General features: G+C 44.7%; 17 protein-coding genes. 6 read left to right on the top strand and 11 right to left on the bottom strand.

The window, feature by feature from the left end:
- Nucleotides 1-549: 549 nt before the first annotated feature.
- The 5 genes from Q5911_RS09455 to Q5911_RS09435 form a co-directional block, all read right to left on the bottom strand.
- Entirely contained in the window at nucleotides 550-2,331 is a 1,782-nt protein-coding gene (locus Q5911_RS09455) for a hypothetical protein (RefSeq protein ID WP_303182516.1), read from the bottom strand.
- 69 nt (nucleotides 2,332-2,400) lie between these two features.
- Nucleotides 2,401-2,850 carry a very short patch repair endonuclease gene (locus Q5911_RS09450; protein WP_303182515.1) on the bottom strand — a complete coding sequence of 150 codons (450 nt, stop codon included), beginning with the start codon at nucleotides 2,848-2,850 and terminating at the stop codon, nucleotides 2,401-2,403.
- Between the two features lies 1 nt (nucleotide 2,851).
- Nucleotides 2,852-4,027, bottom strand: a complete 1,176-nt coding sequence (locus Q5911_RS09445; RefSeq protein WP_303182514.1) for a type II restriction endonuclease — start codon at nucleotides 4,025-4,027, stop codon at nucleotides 2,852-2,854.
- Nucleotides 4,028-5,341 carry a DNA (cytosine-5-)-methyltransferase gene (dcm, locus tag Q5911_RS09440; protein ID WP_303182513.1) on the bottom strand — a complete coding sequence of 438 codons (1,314 nt, stop codon included), beginning with the start codon at nucleotides 5,339-5,341 and terminating at the stop codon, nucleotides 4,028-4,030.
- Complete coding sequence (locus tag Q5911_RS09435) at nucleotides 5,334-5,648, bottom strand: hypothetical protein (RefSeq protein WP_150311412.1); 315 nt, start codon at nucleotides 5,646-5,648, stop codon at nucleotides 5,334-5,336. Before Q5911_RS09435 ends, dcm begins: the two co-directional genes overlap by 8 nt.
- A gap of 118 nt (nucleotides 5,649-5,766) precedes the next feature.
- Between Q5911_RS09435 and Q5911_RS09430 the strand changes: the two genes are divergently transcribed.
- Nucleotides 5,767-6,003 carry a helix-turn-helix domain-containing protein gene (locus Q5911_RS09430; RefSeq protein ID WP_150311413.1) on the top strand — a complete coding sequence of 79 codons (237 nt, stop codon included), beginning with the start codon at nucleotides 5,767-5,769 and terminating at the stop codon, nucleotides 6,001-6,003.
- A 145-nt stretch (nucleotides 6,004-6,148) separates the two neighbouring features.
- Here Q5911_RS09430 and Q5911_RS09425 read toward each other — a convergent pair whose 3' ends face one another.
- From Q5911_RS09425 to Q5911_RS09410, 4 genes are all read right to left on the bottom strand, one after another.
- A complete protein-coding gene (locus tag Q5911_RS09425; RefSeq protein ID WP_303182512.1) occupies nucleotides 6,149-7,690 on the bottom strand; it encodes a MobA/MobL family protein in 1,542 nt (513 codons plus the stop codon).
- Between the two features lie 336 nt (nucleotides 7,691-8,026).
- Nucleotides 8,027-9,322: a virulence-associated E family protein gene (locus Q5911_RS09420; RefSeq protein WP_303182541.1), complete on the bottom strand. Its 1,296-nt coding sequence runs from the start codon at nucleotides 9,320-9,322 to the stop codon at nucleotides 8,027-8,029.
- A 1-nt stretch (nucleotide 9,323) separates the two neighbouring features.
- Nucleotides 9,324-9,947: a CHC2 zinc finger domain-containing protein gene (locus tag Q5911_RS09415; RefSeq protein ID WP_303182511.1), complete on the bottom strand. Its 624-nt coding sequence runs from the start codon at nucleotides 9,945-9,947 to the stop codon at nucleotides 9,324-9,326.
- Between the two features lie 109 nt (nucleotides 9,948-10,056).
- The gene (locus Q5911_RS09410; protein ID WP_070087366.1) at nucleotides 10,057-10,305 is read right to left on the bottom strand and encodes a hypothetical protein; all 249 of its coding nucleotides are present in this window, start codon (nucleotides 10,303-10,305) and stop codon (nucleotides 10,057-10,059) included.
- Nucleotides 10,306-10,486: 181 nt separating this feature from the next.
- Between Q5911_RS09410 and Q5911_RS09405 the strand changes: the two genes are divergently transcribed.
- Both Q5911_RS09405 and Q5911_RS09400 read left to right on the top strand, forming a co-directional pair.
- Nucleotides 10,487-11,104, top strand: a complete 618-nt coding sequence (locus Q5911_RS09405) for a helix-turn-helix domain-containing protein (protein ID WP_083262768.1) — start codon at nucleotides 10,487-10,489, stop codon at nucleotides 11,102-11,104.
- A 29-nt stretch (nucleotides 11,105-11,133) separates the two neighbouring features.
- Nucleotides 11,134-12,195: a tyrosine-type recombinase/integrase gene (locus Q5911_RS09400; RefSeq protein ID WP_070087364.1), complete on the top strand. Its 1,062-nt coding sequence runs from the start codon at nucleotides 11,134-11,136 to the stop codon at nucleotides 12,193-12,195.
- Nucleotides 12,196-12,380: 185 nt separating this feature from the next.
- Here Q5911_RS09400 and rpsI read toward each other — a convergent pair whose 3' ends face one another.
- Both rpsI and rplM read right to left on the bottom strand, forming a co-directional pair.
- Nucleotides 12,381-12,773 carry a 30S ribosomal protein S9 gene (gene rpsI / locus Q5911_RS09395; RefSeq protein ID WP_033127024.1) on the bottom strand — a complete coding sequence of 131 codons (393 nt, stop codon included), beginning with the start codon at nucleotides 12,771-12,773 and terminating at the stop codon, nucleotides 12,381-12,383.
- A 28-nt stretch (nucleotides 12,774-12,801) separates the two neighbouring features.
- On the bottom strand, nucleotides 12,802-13,230 hold the full coding sequence (gene rplM / locus Q5911_RS09390) for a 50S ribosomal protein L13 (protein WP_033127025.1): 429 nt from the start codon (nucleotides 13,228-13,230) through the stop codon (nucleotides 12,802-12,804).
- Nucleotides 13,231-13,562: 332 nt separating this feature from the next.
- Here rplM and Q5911_RS09385 point away from each other — a divergent pair, with 332 nt between their 5' ends.
- The 3 genes from Q5911_RS09385 (at nucleotide 13,563) to Q5911_RS09375 (ending at nucleotide 17,362) form a co-directional block, all read left to right on the top strand.
- On the top strand, nucleotides 13,563-14,936 hold the full coding sequence (locus tag Q5911_RS09385; protein WP_303182510.1) for an MATE family efflux transporter: 1,374 nt from the start codon (nucleotides 13,563-13,565) through the stop codon (nucleotides 14,934-14,936).
- Between the two features lie 156 nt (nucleotides 14,937-15,092).
- Entirely contained in the window at nucleotides 15,093-16,400 is a 1,308-nt protein-coding gene (locus tag Q5911_RS09380) for an alpha-amylase family glycosyl hydrolase (protein ID WP_303182509.1), read from the top strand.
- Nucleotides 16,401-16,423: 23 nt separating this feature from the next.
- Nucleotides 16,424-17,362, top strand: a complete 939-nt coding sequence (locus tag Q5911_RS09375) for a carbohydrate kinase family protein (RefSeq protein WP_303182508.1) — start codon at nucleotides 16,424-16,426, stop codon at nucleotides 17,360-17,362.
- The last annotated feature ends 56 nt before the right edge of the window (nucleotides 17,363-17,418 follow it).

The following is a 17,418-nucleotide window of genomic DNA, read 5'->3' as shown; positions in this document are numbered from 1 at the left end:
ATGCTTCCTCCTTAGGGCCATGCAATTTTATACTTTTATTGGATTTACGGTTAGAAATTGATTTTTGATGATTGAACCGTACTTTTTAAGGGTCCTGTACGGTTAAGATTTGATTTTTAAAATTGGAACCGTACCTTTCCACGAGATTGTACGGTTAGAATTTGCTTTTTGAGATCAGAACCGTACTCTTCACAAATTTGCACGGTTGAAGATGATTTTTCCAGATTTTAACCGTAGCTGTGTAAGAATATGTACGGTTAAAATGGCAGATTTTAAGTCAGAACCGCACGCGCGCAGATATTGGCCACGGTGCGGTAAAAAGTTTGAAAAATCCCGGAAGCCAGAATGCTTCCGGGATAAACATACTTCGGTAAATATTAACGTTTGGGTAACCGAAAATGGCGGAAATACGGGGATTCAGCCAGGATTTGTTGCAGATGCGTTACAAACCGTAGAAGACTGAATGCGATTGAGGACACCTCTCTTATTACCCTCAAATGATATAAATTGTGTCTGCTTTTTATTTTCCGTAGTCTTCAACATATATCTTTAGATATATTGATTTATCATGGTTGCATAACTCTCATCACAATCTCCTTCTATATTTATTTGAGTCATAAACTTTTTATCAAGCAACAAAAAATATTCATTAATTAAAGCTTTTTCAAATCGAAATATGTACTCTAATAAAGAACTCTTATATAAATCTTCTTCAATACATATGGTAGAGATATTATTGTAACCTTCCTGTAACATTTTAGCAGATATAAATTCTGGCGTAAAAATTATTTCTGTGTTTTCATCAACAGCTTGTCTGCAATACTCAAAGTTAATACCATAGAATTCATTATAAATATTCCGTTCCATATTTTCTTTTTGCATTTTAACTAATGCTAATATCGTTGTATGAATTGCAAAACTTTTTTCCGCTTCTGTAACATTCATACCAGAAAACAATTTAAAACTTCTTTTATCTTTGTTAAACAAAGCTCTTAACAATAGCAGGCTCATTGCCTGTCCTACTATGCATGGAGACATTATTCTCTTTCGAGGCTCTTTAAAGTCGAAAGCAAAATTGGTTATATCATAGATAACATTGCATCCTGTATGGGCTGACATTCTAAATATATCATATAATTCAGTATAGAGATTTATTTTTTCATTTGAAGTTAAATATTTGTTTTCATAAATATTTTTATATATAATCTCAAAATAATTTCCGTTATAACAATAAAAGGTCAAGTACTTCAATCTATTCTTTTCTATGTAGGTATAATCATTCGACAAGGCAAAATGTTGTTGTAGCTCTATGCCGGTTATAACACTTGATAGTCCTTTCAAATAATTTCTCACTTCATGTTCATTGTTTAAATCCAATATTTTATTTGCCAAATCATCAAATATTTCATTCATTTTATCGTAGGAAACGAAAATATTGTGATAATTTACCCTGTTTAAAATCCATGAATAATATTGCAAAGCCCTCGTATGATTCTTGTGAAAAATGAGATTCTCCAATATTTCTATAAAATCATTGAATATACTCGGTGCATATGGCATATCTAAATGATATTCCTGAAATTGTTTTGGAATATTAAACAGTATTCTATCAATTAACATCTTATACATATTTAAGTTTTTAATATAGGAAATATTATTATCACAAATAAGCTTTAATGTTTCTTCCTTTAAATTAGTTAATAGTTTTGAATCATAATTCCTAGGCGGGATTTTATTAATAATTGTTTTTTCACATTCCCTATAATATTTTGCATATAATAAATTGTGATATCTTTTTGTTGTAACAAATATTGAACCAATTTTTGTAATCAAAAAAATAAGTATATACATCGCAAGAAAAAACAACAAGGATATAATATTTGCATTTTTTTCTTTTATTACCAAAACAATATTTATGATCATTGCAAAATATAGAACAAACATTGGAACGTAAAACTTAAATAGTTTTCCTCCAAATAATAGATCTGTTGCTTTTTCTCCTAAAACATGCTTATTTTCAATGCTTGATACCATAGACAAAATAGCTGTAGTTAGAAAAGTGCCCCCAATTTGTGCAACCACTAAATCTCTATATACATCCTGATATTTTACATCTAAAAGTTTTACAAAATGGCGTGAACTAAAATTAATATCAAGAACATCAAGAAACATCATCAAAAAAAGATATGCTATCATAAGTAGCATAATACTAATAGTGGTTTTCACTTTATACAATTTGGGAGTAATCAAATGTTCATTTAGTTTAAACCATTTCCCATAATCCCATTTTATTTTTTTTGCAAATCGATTTATTCTCTGTATATATTTCATTTTTAATTATTTCTTTCTGTACTAAATTAGTACCATATAGGACACATAAAAAGTTAATAAACCAAAATTTTACAATTCCAATACCTTATCCCGGCTTACCAAAAACATTTTTACTTTTTCTATATAATCTTCATATTTTTCACGGTTTTTCTTCATTTTTTTTACAGTACACTCCCATATAACCAGACACTTTATCCCTCGATTATATAACTCTTCCCGAACCTCACGATCCCTCTTAACATTAGCATCAAATTTTTTCTGCCAGAATTCTATTCTTGACTTTGGCATATAGGCATATTTACATCCTGAATGACGATGCCAGAAACACCCGTGAACAAATATCGCGGTATTGTATTTCCGCAGATAAATATCCGGGTGTCCTGGCACTTTATTTGTATTAAGACTGTATCTGTATCCCTGAGCAAACAGCTGCTTTCTGAACCACACTTCCGGTTTGGTATTTTTTGAATGAATAGCCGCCATATTCCTGCTGCGTTCTTCCGGACTTTTTATATCCATTTTACTTACCCTCAATCATTTTTACATATTCGACAAATCTGGATACCGTCCATATTCTGTCTCTGCGATCCTTGGGATATGTATTTATATAAGGCCTCGGCACAACCAAAATAACATTTTCCGTCTGCATTTCATCCATCTGTGCACCTGATATTCCCTGTTGCAAAGTACAGAGATACTTCGGTCTGTCCCTGAGTCGATCCGCTTCATTTAACACCTGTCTCCAGCGATCCTTACAGGTCGTTTTTGCCGCCAGAGAAATAAGACGTTCCGGCGAAAAATTAAAATCATGATATGCATCCTGCGATGGGAACAGAAAATCTGGTTTTTTGTTTCCTTCCGTTACAGCCTGCGAGGAATACTCAATTTCATTTCCATCGAAAATAGCAGACAGATGATGCTCCAGACTTTTCCCGGCACGGCTCTTTCTTCTGTTCAGCACCGCATTCGCCACTCTGACAAATTCATCCACAGATTGAAAACCTTTTGTAATAATCTCCCCATACCTGGCATATTCCAGAGCACGGAAAAGTGTGTATTCCATATTAGTCCAGCTGATAATTTTTTCATCTGGATTTGTAACTATATACTCTGCATGATCATATGCCTTTTCTTCTATCATTCTTGCAGCTGCCGACATAATCTCCGAAGATGGGAAATCCACATCCAGACCACTGATAAACTCCTGAATTGCCAGTTTCTCCTGTGTTTCTGCTGAAACTTTTCCTGTATCGATCAGACTGTTTGTTTCTGTAGGACTGATACCAAAAGTATCAAGAAATTCCTGTATTTCTTCATCTGTTTCCAGAAAATATCCACTGTAATCTGTATCAGTCTGCTTTGTAAAAACAAACAGAGCTCCTGTCTGTTCCGGTTTCAGGAAAGGGAATCCTCTGCCAAATCTGGTGATACGAAGTTCGTTTTTACTCTCGTAATATGTGAAACTGCTTTCCGTTTCAAAATCATCCTGCCATTTGATTTTTACTGTTCTTTTCGGAATACCTTCCTGTTCCAGTTCCTGACTGGTAAACAGCATTCTGACAGCTGATTTTGAAATCAGAATTCCCGACTGATGACCACCGGTTGCCCCCGTATCATTTGCAGAAAGGAACTTGCAGAATCCCATCTTACTGTTGAGCACGGAATTAATCGCCTGCCCTGCGTATCCCGTCGTCATTTAAATCACCATCCTTTTCAGTTCTTTCTGTTCTGAAGTTTCAAGCTCAGCGATCTCCTTTACAATAAGTTTCGCCACATTTTCCATCAACGGCACTACTACTGAATTTCCAAACTGCTTATAAGCCTGCGTATCAGATACCGGTATCTTAAAATCATCCGGAAATCCCTGCAGTCTCGCACATTCTCTCGGGGTCAGTCTTCTCGGATTTTTCCCTCGCTGGGCAATCAGTATTTCTGATCCGTCTTTGTAATACCTTGCGCTGATTGTTCTCGATACTCCGTTCAGTGGTGCAATTCCATATCCGAAACCATTTCCGGCTGCTTTATGTTTTGCAGCGTAATTCTGAAGATAAGTCCACAATTTATCGGAAAGAGTATACTTGTCATCCACCTTCTTCTCCAGGATATCTCTCATTACCGGTTTCGGATCTTTCGGAGTCAGATTGAATTCAAAATCAACTTCACTTCCGTACCGTTCTCTGTCAAATCCAACAATCACAATACGTTCCCTGTGCTGAGGAACATAATTCTGTCCATCCAGTACAGCATAAAATACACTGTAATTCAATTCATCCAGAGACTCCAGTATAACTTTGAAAGTTCTGCCTTTATCGTGACTGCAAAGATTTTTCACATTCTCCAGCATAAAGGCTTTCGGTCTCTTTTCCTTTAAGATCCGGCACACATCAAAAAAGAGAGTCCCCTGTGTTTTATCTTCGAATCCCGTTGCACGTCCCAGACTTTTTTTCTTTGAAACTCCGGCAATTGAAAAGGGCTGGCAGGGAAATCCTGCAACCAGAATATCATGATCTGGTATGGATGACGCCGGGACCTGGGTAATATCTCCTTCCGGCTGCTCGCCGAAATTTGCAAAATACGTCTGCTGGCTGTATTTATTCCACTCATTGGAATATACACAGTGCCCGCCGGCCCGTTCAAAAGCAATTCTCATTCCACCAATGCCCGCAAACAGATCTATAAATGTAAATCGTCTGTCTTTGACACTCTGCTGCTTTCTTCTCATATCTGTAACATAATAGGCAACTGCCTCACGCACACAGTCCTGCATTGTCTGATCAGTCATTGTGGAATATGTGTTCAGCTCATTGTATAACTCATCATCAATTCTTAAATGTACCTGTTTCATTCTCATCACTCCTGGGAAATATTCTGTACCTGATTTTTCCCTAATTATACTATCAGGCATTCTTAAAATCAAGTACTTTTTTCGAATGTATGTTCTTATTTTGTAAATATTTTTGTCCACATAAAAGGAGGACCGTAATATCAGTCCTCCGTCTAATTTACACATTGTCTGTTGCCGTTTCTTTTTTCTTTTCAGTCATATTCCTGATCATATCCATCATCAGCAGTATGCCCGCCTGCAGCCCTATTTCCGTATACACGCTGGCTGTCTCGCTGCTGAGTTCATTACACAGATCCAGCAGTTCGGACGTCGGATTTTTATCATACTTTCCCACAGCCTTTTCAAATCTCATATAAATCTCATCCAGCCGCTCCTCATAACTCCTGTCATCTTCATCCGGTCCCAGGCCAAACAGAAGATAATCCGCAACTCCCCTGATGGTTGCTCTCTCAAATATTTTATCTACGTTCATGTTCTGCCCATCCTTTCTCTATCGCGAAACATTTCTTTATTACGAAACATTATAATCTCAATACTGCATACAATCAAGATATATTTCTTTATTACGAATTTTCAGGAGTTGTACAGATATGCAGAAACTCAGACCGGATATGGATATTGGACATAATATCCAGCGATTAAGAAAAGCTTCAAACATGACGCAGGATCAGGTGATCGCCCGCCTTCAGCTCATGGGAATTGAAATATCCAAAAGCACCTATGCAAAAATTGAAACCAACCGGATGAACATTAAAGTCAGTGAGCTTGTTGCTCTCAGCAAGATTTTCAGCGCTGATATATCTGAATTTTTTAGCGGACTGGTGTAGACCATCTGACAATCCACCTGCCATTTATTGATCTGTCGACAGCTTCATTCCCGTTCACAGTCGATCAGTACAAATTCATATCAGTTTAGGAAAAGCAACCGTAGCTCTCCGGCATAAAACGGTTGCTTTTCCTGTGAACATTTTTTTACAGACAATCTCTGTCATATCCCCGTTTCTTTGTTCGCTGCCTCTTTTCCAGCTCCCTTTTCTTTTTATCCAGCTGCTCCAGTACACTTTGCCGCTCTGCCCTCTGTTCCGGCTTATTACTTCGGATCACCAGATACTGTTTTTCCGGAACACTTTTCTGATCCCATTCTTTCTGCCTGTTGCGGATTTCTTCCAGTTCCTTCGTTGCAGCTGCATATGCTTTTTTCACTGTCAGCGCATTTTCATATCCATGCAGTCCAGGTATTCCGGCGAGTGTAGCCTTCGCTTTTTTCAGTTCCTGCTGTTTTCCGGCAATCTTCTGATCCAGTTCCCGCTTTTCTTTTCCATGAAACCATTTCCCGTCAATATCCTTCCGTTCTTTCTCCAGTCGGATCAGAACTTTCTCGACAGCATAGATCCTCTGCTCTGCTTTCTTCATCTTCTGCAGAATGTTATCCAGCCTCATTACTTCTGCTTCCTGCTCTGCTGAAGATGGTCTTTTCCCTTTTGCAATCTCCGGCAGCGGCACCGGCGTCACATCAAATTTCAGGTCACGGCGAAATATTGGCTGTCCATTCTCGTCATATTCTGCATTCCGGAGTTCTTTGATATACTGGATAAAGCCTCGCAGCTTTCCAATCGCCTTTTGCAGGATTGTCCGGAAAATCTCCGGTTTCCACCCTGACCTTCGGATGGATTCTGCCACCGGATCTGTGATCTCTTTTTTCTTTGCAAAGCGCAGTTCCTCTTCGGTCACGCCTTCCACTACCGCCCGGTCTACCATGTTGTTCCACTCCTGCCGGAGATAATTATCGATCCGTATCTCCTCTGCTTTCGGATTATTTTTCCCGATCTTTCTGGTGGGAAGATACGGACTGTTCTTATCAAACACCTTCAGTTTCTCCGCCGGATCCTGCACCAGTTCATTGATCAGATCCGTATAGAAATATTTCATATCCTCTGTAAATTTTTTTGACTTGAATTCCGGATTCTTAGGCTGGAAGAAATGTTTTTCATAAACCTCCCCTTTTTTGATGATCCTGCAGCCGGAACGGATTTCTCCATTTTCATCCAGAATTTCTTTCTTCGTCCGGACATGTTTCCCTGTTTCATCGTAAAACATATTTCTTGAGGCGATCTTCTCCACCGGCTCATCATAAGCCTTTCTCTCTGAAAAAATAAGATGGATATGAAGATTGGTTTTCCGTTTATTGTGGTGAAGGGCGCTTGCCACAGCCACGCCGTACCGTTCCACAAATTTCGCAGTAAAATATTTCAGCAGCGTATCATGATCATAATGGATCAGGCCAGGCGGCAGCATGATGATCAGTTCCCTGGCCTCAATACATTTTCCTTCCGTTCCGCTTCTGGCAAAATCCGCCTGATTCTCCTTTGACAGATACTGCCAGAATTTCGGATCCGCGCTGGTATAGGCAGCATACAGATTTTCCTGCCGCTTTGGATCCGAGATATAACGTACCCTGCCCCGGACGTGAGGCAGCTTGACCGTCTGGATAAAACAATTCTTTTCATTTGCCATACATCTCCTTTCCGGCAGTGGTACGTCAGAAATGAACCGGTCTTTCGGTTCTGAGCCGCCCTGCGGGGCGTCCCGGCCCGACGCAGTCGCGAAATACACAGAGTGCAGATCTTCAGATCTGCGCGATGGGTGTATTTCGCTCTCAAGCGCCGAGGGCTTGGTTTCCGGCGTATCCGCCTGTTATTTTATGCCCGTATCCGGGCTGTTTCCTTTTCTCTGGTTTTTAACTTTCAAAGTTTTTTTCATCCTGTTTACAGGTTCTTGTTTACAGATTTCTCATTTTTTGTGTAAACAAACTTTTGTAAACAAAGCTCAAAACATTTTAAAAGTTATCTTTTATTCAAAGGGCAGCTCTGTATTTTCATCTATATTTATAAAGCCGTCCCCGTCTTTTTTCGGATGGATCCGTTTCCAGGAACGCTGAGTTCCAAGACTTCCCGGGAACCGGTGTGTCCCGTGTTTTTCCCATCCGATGATCTCATTATCCATCAGGTCGCCAATCTCTTTGGACTGCCATTTCGGCACCATCCCTTCATGGTGGAACACTTCCTGATAAATAATGGTAGAACATACATAGTCTTCCTCATAACGATCCAAGAACGCCTGGATCATGCCCGTCTGGGTATCTTCCGGCATAAACTCTTTCTGGAGTGCTTTCACATAATCTTCCATATCCGGCGAGAATGTGAGGGAAAAATCTCCGCTGCGGTAGATCTCCATGGCCTCCGCCCATGCCTGCAGGATGTATTCCCTGGACTCTTTCTCATTGCTGTAAATGGTCGTTTCCGCTTTTTCCGGGCATACTCTGACCGGTCCGAACCGGCGGTTTCCTGTCCTGTCAAAGGGCAGGAATGCAAGATCATTGGAAGTTCCGCAGAATACACACTGCCGGTACCGGTCTTCTGCCCGCCTCTCATAAGGGATCCGATAGGTGTCCTTCTGTCTGCTCAGGAATGATTTTGTTTCTTCAATACTCCTGGCATTGGCCACTGCGTTCATTTCTGACATTTCTACAATCCAGTGTCCCTGCAGATATTCATAAACCCGCTTATCATCCAGCCGTTTCACATCATCGGTAAACCACTCATCCCGGATCGCCAGATATTTGAAAAATGTAGATTTCCCGGTTCCCTGTCCACCTACCAGACAGAGCATGATATCATATTTCTTCCCCGGGTCATACAGACGGCTGATGGCAGCAAGCATATGCATTTTCATGATCTCACCGGAATATTCCGGATCAGACGCCCCGAAGAAATGGGTAAGCATGTTGCGGATCCTCGGCGTTCTGTCCCAGATCAGGCTTTCCAGCAGATCAATAATGGGATGGAAGCTGTTATCGTTTGCCACGATATCCACCGCCTTGGCAATCACCCTGTCACTGGTCAGTCCGTAATTCTTTTCCAGATAAAGGGACAGATTGTTCATATCCGTATCCGTCATCTGGACGCCCCGGCGTTTCCATGGAACCTTTTTCATAATGTCAATCTGGCAGGTCATTTCATTTCTGCAAATTGCTCCCTGCAGATACGGATCATGTTCCAGCGCATATTTACAGTTCTGGATGGACTGACGGATCTTTCCTTTCTCTGTCACGTCCAGGTTCTCCCGTATCTCCCCCTGGGTCAGCATTTCATCCTCTGCAATACGCTCTAATTTCCGCATGGACTCTTCGCTGATATCGTTCCATATGCTGCTCAATCTCCGCCACCTCCTTCCGTTTACAGATAAAGAATTCTGTAATTTCTTCTCCGCTTCCGGTCAGAAGAATATCCAGATAATCATTGATCTTCCTCTCGTTTTCCAACGCCTCCAGAAATTGTTCCTGCTCAAAGGCGTCCGGTTCCGATCCGTAGAACCGTTTCCAGAACCGGATCCATGACAGATAGTCGGTCAGGACTTTTACCGCATGCCGGTGCCAGTCTGTCATCTTCTTTTTAACAGAAACCGGATTCCTGTCTCTGTATTTTTTTCGTCCTTCCCGACACTTCTCTGCTGTTACCGGCAGCTGAAAATCTGCGATCAGTTTGCTGGCCGCTTCGTAAGGCAACAGACCGAACAGGCCGGCAGTCAGCCCGATCACATCTCCTTTTGCTCCGCAGGCAAAACAATAATAATTAGTATCAATTTTCATGCTGGGATGATGATCGTCATGAAACGGACAGCATGCCATCTGGTTCCTGCCGACCCGGATCCCGTACTGCTCCGCCGCCTGCCTTGCGGTAACGTATGATTTTACTTCCTGAAATATATTCACTTATAACCTCCTCTGCTGAAATTTTTCATTGTATCTCGCAGAGGTATTTGCTATACTTGAGTTGCTAGGTCAGAGTGTAGCAATACCTCTGGAGAATTTGCCCGTGCGATCATGCATGGGCTTTTTCTTTTGTCACATCCCGGAAGTATCCGGTTTCTTCCCAGACTTTACGGTCCGGGCAGTAATAACTGAATTCGCTGGCGTCCCCCACTTTCATCGCCACACCGAACTTGACGACACCCTGCTGGATGGCAAGCCTCACATAATGAGGATCTTTTCCCATTGCCCGGGCGATCTCTTTGATCGGAACATTTCTGCCTGTAAACGGCGGCAGCTCCACATACATTTTCTTTTCCATTATCTTCACCTCCTTCCGGATTCGATACCCGTATTTTTAGTGCACTTTTCCTCTTGCTATTTCCTTTCTATACACGTGAACCGCACTATTAGTTCGTATTTTATTATACGCATTAAAATTGCGTGCGTCAAGATGTTTTTCTAAAAACCCGCACTTGTAATTCGTATTTTAATGTGATAAGATGGACGAAAGAGAGGTGAATTCAATCATGAAACATGATACGAAACAGATCGGACTAAGAATCCGGACTGCCCGAAAGCAAAAAGGTATGAATCAGACGCAGCTGGCAGCCGCACTTGGCAAATCTCTCCGCACAATCCAGAAATACGAAAGCGGAGAGATTGAAGTATCGCTCGCCATGATCAACGAACTTGCCGGGGTATTGGACACCACTTCTACTTATCTGACCGGCTATGACACGCAGGAGAAGCCGCTGACCAATATGGCAGACGTCATGCAGTTTCTCTTCCAGCTGGATCAGATCCGGGAGCTCGGCTTCCGGATTGATGTGAAACGTCCGCCGGAACACGACCGCTGGGAGTGCTCCATTACCTTCAACGGCAAAGACCTGTCGTCCTCTGAAAATGCAGATATGTGTTTATTCCTGGAAGAATTCAGGGAAAACAGAGAGGAATATGCTGCATATGGCCATTCTGCCAGTTCCTATCAGGACTGGAAAGACAAGACACTGGCCTACTATGCAGCTGTCCCGTTATCCGAAACGGAAACGGAAGAACTGACAGAGGAAGAGCGCATCAGCCGCCGGAACGCCTTTTTAAAGGAGCAGTTCAGATCATAAGTCCTTCAAAAGAAAGGAGCAATGACTGAATGAAATTACCAAACGGCTACGGAAGTGTAGTGAAATTATCCGGAAAACGGAGAAAACCATATATGGTCCGCAAGACAACAGGATACCGGATCGATCCCGTAAAAGAAAAGAAGATTGCAGAATATATTATCATCGGCTATGCCCGGACGAAATCCGAAGGGCTGGAGATGCTGGCTGATTATAATCATAATCCTTATGATACGAAAGCCGCAAAAATGACTTTTTCCGAGGTGTACGAGGAATGGTCAAAGAAGAAATATCCGACCGTATCTGAAAGCAATGTAAAAGGATACACAGCCTCCTACAAGGCCTGTACCCTCCTTTACCACCGGGTTTTCAAAGACCTGAAGCTGGCGGATCTTCAGCAGGTGATCGATACCTGCGGCAAAAATTATCCGACACTGAAGAAAGTAAAGATCCTGTTTAACCAACTGTACGGATTTGCCCTGAAGAATGACATCTGCAACAAAGATTATTCCACCTACGTGGATATCGCACAGTACAAAGACCGGAACCCGAACAAACACAGCAGGAACAAATTTCCCAGGGAAGAGATCGACAGGATCTGGACCATGCAGGATGATAAATATTACCAGATTGTCCTCATGCTGCTCTATAACGGCACCCGGATTTCTGAATTCCTGTCCCTGAAAAAAGTAAATGTACACCTGGATGAGCAGTATTTTGATGTGATCGACAGCAAAACAGAAAACGGTATCCGGAAAGTGCCCATTGCCGACAAGCTGCTCCCGTTCTACCGGAACTGGTACAACTCCTGCCCGGAATGCGAATATCTTCTCCATACAGAAGACGGAAAACCGTTCAAGTACCGCAACTACTTTGACAGTTACTGGACACCCCTGATGGAGCAGATCGGTATCCAGCGGACACCGCACTGCACCCGCCATACCTGTATCTCCATGTTGTCAGAAGCTGGTGTGCAGGAAACGGTCATCAAGAAAATTGTGGGGCATTCCGGAGCCATGACACTGACTGAAAAGGTCTACACCCATCTGGATGTACGGATTCTGATTGACGCCATAAACAGGACACTTGAGTAAAGATATTTTTGTTGCAAACGTGTTACAAACGCGCTGCTAATCCGGTGATTTTCACCCGGTTTTCCCACGTTCCACCACGTTTCCAGGGCGAAAAGAAAAACCCCGGAAACGTGATGTTTCCAGGGTTTGCCTGCAATTTCAATAACTGTTCGATTATCTCTTGGGTAATCCCGATTAACGCTTGCTTAACGTTTGGAGAACTGCGGTGCTCTACGTGCAGCTTTGAGACCGTATTTCTTACGCTCTTTCATACGCGGATCACGTGTCAGGAAACCGGATTTCTTGAGAACCGGTCTGTAATCAGCGTCTGCCTGAAGGAGAGCTCTTGCGATACCGTGGCGGATCGCTCCTGCCTGTCCTGTGTATCCGCCGCCCTTAACATTTACCATAACGTCAAACTTGCCGTCTGTCTCTGTTGCAACGAGAGGCTGGCGAACGATAACCTTCAGTGTCTCCAGTCCGAGATACTCATCGATATCTCTCTTATTTATTGTGATCTTACCTGTTCCAGGTACCAGATATACTCTTGCGATAGATTTTTTTCTTCTTCCTGTTCCATAGTATTTTGATGTAGCCATTTCTTAATATCCTCCTTTCGACCTCTGATTAAAATTTCAGCTCTTCTGGTTTCTGAGCCTGATGTGCATGCTCTGCTCCAGCGTACACATGAAGTTTCTTAATCATGCTTCTTCCTAAAGGTCCCTTCGGGAGCATTCCCTTAACAGCCAGCTCAATCACTTTCTCCGGCTTCTTGTTCATCATCTCTGCCAGAGTAGTCTCTTTCATTCCGCCCACATACTCGGAATGGTTGTAGTAAATCTTCTGATTTAACTTCTTGCCTGTTACTTTTACATCTTTTGCGTTGATCACGATCACGTAATCACCTGTATCGATATGTGGTGTGAATTCCGGTTTATTCTTTCCTCTTAAAACCTTAGCTACTTCTGATGCTAAACGTCCTAATGTATAATCTGCAGCGTCAACTACATACCATTTTCTCTCGATCTTGTCTGGACTAGCCATATAAGTTTTCATTGGTTTACCTCCTGTGAATTGGTTCACTTACTATAGAAATAATATGAAATGTTATATTGAAAGCAGCCAGGTTCCGGGGCTTTGGTGCCTGCTGTTTCTCCTTTTGTCATACTGCATTATTATATTATACGCGCCCATGCGTGTCAACCGTTTTTTTAGGACTTTTTTTCTTTTTTCCCTGGCTTTCCGGCTCCCACATGGCCGGAGATACGCCTGCATGGCAAAAGCATTTTACATGCTTGTATCTGTATACATGATATCTTATAATATCTTCTGCCGGCAACACCCTTGCGCCGGAATTTTGCTTTTCATATACAATGGAGGAAACGCTTATGGCTAAACATATAGATCTTGTAAACGGGCCGGTGCTGCCTTCTCTTTCCAGATTAGCCCTCCCCATCATGGCAACATCCCTGATACAGATGGCCTACAATCTGACGGACATGCTCTGGATCGGAAGACTGGGGAGCAGCGCTGTGGCCTCGGTAGGGGCGGCCGGCATGTACATGTGGCTCTCCAACGGGCTGGCAACCCTGCCGAAAATGGGCGGGCAGGTCAACACAGGACACTCCCTGGGGGCAGGCAGGACAGAAGACAGCGCCTCATTTGCCGCTGCGGCCCTTTGGATGACCACAGCTTTTGGACTGCTGTTCGGCATCTGCTCCATCCTGTTTGCAGATCCGCTGATCGGTTTTTTTAATCTGAACAGTCCGCAGGTCATTCAGGACGCAAAGATCTATCTGCAGATCACCTGCGGCTGTGTCCTGTTCTCCTTTTTGAACCAGACATTTACAGGGATCTTCACGGCAGCGGGAAACAGCCGGAATTCCCTTACCGCCACCCTGACTGGCCTGATCATCAACATGGTGCTGGATCCGGTCCTGATCTTCGGAGCAGGTCCTTTCCCGGCCATGGGTGTTATGGGCGCTGCCATAGCCACCATTTTTGCCCAGTTCATTGTCACCACCGTGTTTGTAATCTTCGCGTTCAGGGACACCGTCGTATTCTGCCATGTCCGCCTTTTCCGCAATCCGGGGAAAAAATACTTCCTCCCGATCCTGCGCATCGGCTTTCCCACCTGCGTGCAGAACATGCTCTTCACAGGGATCTCCATGATGATCGCAAGAATGGTAGCCGGCTACGGGGACGCGGCAGTGGCTGTACAGAAAGTAGGTTCTCAGATTGAGTCCATCTCCTGGATGACAGCAGACGGCTTTGCCGCTGCTGTCAACTCCTTCCTGGCCCAGAACCACGGGGCAGGAAAGCCGGACCGCATCAGGAAGGGGTACAGAAGCGCCATGGGCGTTGTACTCATATGGGGCGTCCTCTGTACCGTCCTTCTGATCTTTTTCCCGGAGCCCATATTCCGCCTGTTTATCACAGAGCAGGATGTCATCCCCATGGGCGTGGACTACCTGGTGATCCTGGGTGTCTCCCAGCTCTTTATGAGCGTGGAGATCACCACGGCCGGAGCCTTTGCCGGACTTGGGAAGACGCTGCCGCCCTCCCTGTCCAGTACCATCCTCACCGCTGCCAGGATTCCCCTGGCCTGGGTCCTTGTGCAGACTCCGCTGGGTCTGAATGGCATATGGTGGAGCATCACCATCTCCAGTATTTTCAAGGGCATTGTCCTGTTCCTCTGGTTCCGCTCCTTCCTGGACAGAGAACTCGGGAAATTCACTTCCCCCGCCGGATATTCTTCATAAACGGACAAAAAGAGCCGGATGCAGACAGAAATCTATGCATTTCCTTCTGCCATCCAGCTCTTTTTTATGATAAATAGATAATTTTATCTATACTTACGCCTATTTTTATAGTAAAATAGACGAAACACGAGCAAACAAGAAAGTGAGGCAGATATTATGTGGGCTTACAACAGTATATTCTATCAGATCTATCCCATCGGATTCTGCGGCGCCCCGGTGCACAACGACGGCGAATGCGTCCCGCGGATCCGCAAACTCATGGACTGGAGCAAATATCTCGAGGACCTGGGTGTGGATTCCGTCCTGCTCAACCCGGTATTCGAGTCAGATAACCACGGCTACGACACAAGAGATTTTAAAACCATCGACTGCCGCCTGGGGACAAATGAGGATTTTGCCGAGGTCTGCAAAGATCTCCATGCACACAATGTAAAAATTGTCCTGGACGGCGTATTTAACCACGTAGGGAGAGGCTTCTGGGCCTTTAAAGACGTGCAGGAGAAAAAATGGGATTCCCCCTACAAGGACTGGTTTGTCATCATCTTTGACGGAAACAGCAGCTACAATGACGGTTTCTGGTACGAGGGCTGGGAGGGACATTTTGAGCTGGTCAAGCTGAACCTGAAGAACCCGGCTGTGGTGGACTACCTTCTGGAATGCGTGAAATTCTGGGTGGACACATTTGACATTGACGGGCTGAGGCTGGACGTGGCCTACAGCCTGGAACCGGATTTCATGCGCAGGCTTAGGGCCTTCACAGGCGGTCTGAAGGAAGACTTCGCCCTGATCGGGGAGGTGCTCTTCGGGGACTACAACCGGATCGTCAACGATGAGATGCTACACAGCTGCACCAACTACGAGTGCTACAAGGGCATTTACTCCAGCTTCAACTCCAGGAACATGTTTGAGATAGCCCATTCCCTGCAGAGGCAGTACGGCTCCGAGCAGTGGTGCCTGTACCGTGGCAAGCATCTTATGACCTTTGTGGACAATCACGACGTGACCCGGATCGCCAGCATCCTCACGGACAAAAATCATCTGCCCCTGACTTACGGGCTTTTAATGGGCATGCCGGGCATTCCCTGCATCTACTACGGAAGCGAGTGGGGAGAGCCGGGAGAGAAATCTCCACACAACGACTACGCCCTGCGGCCCTGCTTTGAGGAGCCAAAGCCCAATGAGCTGACAGATCTTATCAGGAAGCTGATACGCATCCGCCAGAAGAGCGACGCTCTGTGCAATGGCTCCTACCGCAATGTGGTTCTCACCAACCATCAGCTCATCTTTGAGCGGGCCACAGACAAGGAGCGTGTACTGGTAGCCATCAACGCATCCGCCGCCCCCTGGACCGCCAGCCACGGCGACTTAAACGGCACGTTCACAGAACTTCTTTCCGGCACAGAAATGAGCCTTGGGGGAAATCTGGAAATGCCGGCATACAGCATACAATATCTTGCGTTTTAATCACTTTTACACGGGAGGTACACATGAGCCAGCCAAAATATATTGTGATCGGCGCCGCCATCCTGGATATCCTGGCCCGGCCGGTGGATGCTTCAGTCTTTGAGACAGGTTCCCTGCCGGCCGGGACCATCACCATGCACACTGGCGGTGATGCCATGAACGAGGCCAGGGTGCTGGCTGATCTGGGGGCGGACATAAGTCTTGTCAGCAAGGTGGGGACTGACCCGGCAGGGGATCTGGTCCTCTCCGCCTGCAAAGATCTGCATGTGGACACCACTTATATCCGCCGAAATGCCGCCATTCCCACAGGGACAAACATTGTCCTTGTGGACCAGAAAGGGGAGCGCAGCTTTATCACCTGCCCGGACAGTACCCTGCGGAAATTCTTTCCGAAGGACGTGCCGGACGCTGCCCTGAAAGGCGGGGACATTCTCTCCTTTGCCAGCATCTTCGTCTCTCCCCACTTCGGGAACCGGGAGCTGGCAGACCTTTTCTCCCGGGCCAGGGAGGCCGGACTTACTGTCTGCGCGGACATGACAAAGAGAAAGAAAGGGGAGACCATCCAGGATATGCGGGAATGCCTTTCCTATCTGGACTACGTGTTTCCCAACTATGCGGAGGCAGCCCTCCTTACCGGGGAGAAGGACTTTGACCGGATCGGGGACGCTTTCCTCTCCTGTGGCACAGGGCACGTCGTCATCAAGGCAGGGGCAAAGGGCTGCTACGTGTGTACGGAGGGCCTCCGCTTCTGGTCCCCGGCTTACGAGCAGGCACGATGCATTGACACCACCGGCGCCGGAGACACCTTCACCGGCTGTTTCCTCTACGCCCTGGGACAGGGATTTTCCCTGGAGAACTGCGCCCGCTTCGCCAATGCAGGGGCTTCCCTGTGCATCGAACAGACAGGAGCCGTGGGGGCAGGCACAAATATACAAAAGATCATAAAAAGAGCAGGCCTTTAAAGGCAATGTCATTTAGTTAAGGCACTGAAATGATAACTCTCTTTTAGGCAGAACTT

Origin of the sequence: Lachnoclostridium phocaeense (assembly GCF_959599685.1) — a bacterium.
GTDB lineage: Bacteria > Bacillota > Clostridia > Lachnospirales > Lachnospiraceae > Claveliimonas > Claveliimonas monacensis.
This window is presented reverse-complemented; position numbering and strand designations above follow the sequence as displayed.